The organism is Aeromicrobium sp. PFPM2_SD2 (genome assembly GCF_057364525.1).
Genome location: NZ_JBNFNZ010000645.1, coordinates 1 through 994, shown reverse-complemented (window position 1 = coordinate 994; position 994 = coordinate 1). Strand labels below are relative to the sequence as shown.

Sequence of the window (994 nt, the reverse complement as noted above, 5' to 3'; positions counted from 1 at the left end):
CGGCCGTGGCCCGACGTCCTCGGCGCGGTGCTCCTGCTCCTCGCGGTGAGCGCCCTGGCCCTGACGATGTCGCCGCCGCAGAGCCTGCTCGACGGCGTCACCACCGGCCGGGCCTGGCTTCCCGTCGCCGGCGAGTCGCGCTGGCTGACGCCGATGGCCCTGGCGTTGTACGTCCTGGTCGTCCTGCTCGTCGCGCGCACGGCGACCGCACGGCGTCCGCTCGTGCAGTGGCGCGGGTGGGGCGACGTCCTGCGCCGCACCGACCTGCCCGGGGCCGCGCTGCTGTGCGCCGGGCTCGGTGTGGTCATCGTCTCGTTCGCCTCGGCCGAGCCGGAGTCGGCGGCGATCAGCGAGACCGCGTGGTTCCTCCTGCCGCTGGCCGCCGTCTGCTTCGCCGGGTTCGTCGTGCGCCAGCGCCGGGCCCGGTACCCGCTCGTGCCGCCCGGCACCCTGTCGGACCGGGCGGCGTGGGGCGCCGTGCTCGTCTCGTTCTTCGTCGGCGCCTCGCTCATCGCCGCCCTCGTCGACATCCCGTTCTTCGCCCGGCTGACCATCCACCGTGACGACCAGGTCGCGGCCGCGTTCGTGCTCGTCCGGTTCCTCGTCGCCCTCCCGGTCGGCGCGGTGCTGGGCGGGTGGCTGCTGCGGCGGGTCGCGCCCGCTCCGCTCACCGCCGTGGCGCTCCTGGTCACGTCCGGGTCGTTCGCGCACATGGCCACCTGGGACCGCACGGCGCTGGAGTCGCCGCTCGAGACGCTGTCGCTCGTCGCGGCCGGTCTCGGCTTCGGGCTGGCCCTGGCGCCCGTGAACGCGGCCCTGCTCGAGCGGACGTCCGCCGACGTGCACGGCGTCGCCAGCGGCCTGCTGGTCGTCTCCCGCATGGTCGGCATGCTCGTGGGCATCTCGGTGCTGACCACGATCGGGCTGCGCGCCTTCCACGCCGCCGCGGCGGACATCCCGCCGGCCGCCGAGCTGTGCGACGGCAAGGCGGCCG

At 75.9% G+C, this 994-nt stretch carries 1 protein-coding gene; it reads left to right on the top strand.

All coding sequences use genetic code 11. The annotated features are described in order from the left end of the window. Window positions 1–27 precede the first annotated feature (27 nt). On the top strand, window positions 28–994 hold a 967-nt coding region (locus tag AC2W7G_RS17135), incomplete at its 3' end, for an MFS transporter (RefSeq protein ID WP_485869504.1).